The organism is Herbiconiux daphne, assembly GCF_024979295.1.
In the GTDB taxonomy this organism is placed as follows: Bacteria; Actinomycetota; Actinomycetes; order Actinomycetales; family Microbacteriaceae; genus Herbiconiux; species Herbiconiux daphnes.
The window spans coordinates 1-700 of the sequence record NZ_JANLCJ010000394.1 but is presented as its reverse complement, the minus strand read 5'-3'; the positions used below and the strand labels follow the sequence as shown (position 1 = coordinate 700).

Here is a 700-nt window from a genome sequence, read left to right as displayed (position 1 = left end):
GCTTGAAATATTTACTTGGAACGATAATACTCTTCGTTCACTTCAATCCACCATTGGCGGAATTCCAACCACTGCTCAGCCGTTCAGGCTTCTTCGCTTTTTGATGGGAATACCAATGATGCTATGACGCCGGTGGCAAGGAGTCCGATGACAACACCAACGCTAAGCAGAGGACTAATATCAAAGCCCACTGGTTCGGCGATAAGCTTGATACCGATGAATACAAGAACTGCAACAACTGCTTTCTCCAGATGGCACAGGTGCTTCATCAGCGCTTCCAGCACAAAGAACAGAGCACGAAGACCCAGCACTGCCATAAGCATTGCGGAATAAACGACAGCCGTGTCTTTTGCTACAGCGATTACTGCTGGTACACTGTCAAACGAGAACATGACATCTGACAGTTCAACAGTTACCGCAGCGAAGAACAGAGCACCTGCTTTCGGGAACCACTTACGAGCCAGCTTGTTGTACCAGAGATTGTCGTAATCATCTTCTTCCTCTTCCGCCTCGTTAGCAGCAAGCATCTTCCAAGCAGACCAGAAGATAACCAGCGCAAACAAGCAACTGATAACCAGATGAAGGGTGATTTCAAAGCCAGCCACAGAAGCAAGAATCACTTCTGAGTTAAACAGGCCAGCACCGACAGTCACAAAGATAGCACGGAATACTATTGCACCTATGATGCCATAAGTGAGTA

General features: G+C 47.3%; 1 protein-coding gene. It reads right to left on the bottom strand.

Going from position 1 to position 700, the window contains the following annotated elements:
• Nucleotides 1–83: 83 nt before the first annotated feature.
• Nucleotides 84–700: TerC family protein (locus tag N1032_RS25435; RefSeq protein WP_407933088.1), on the bottom strand; the 617-nt coding region annotated here is incomplete at its 5' end.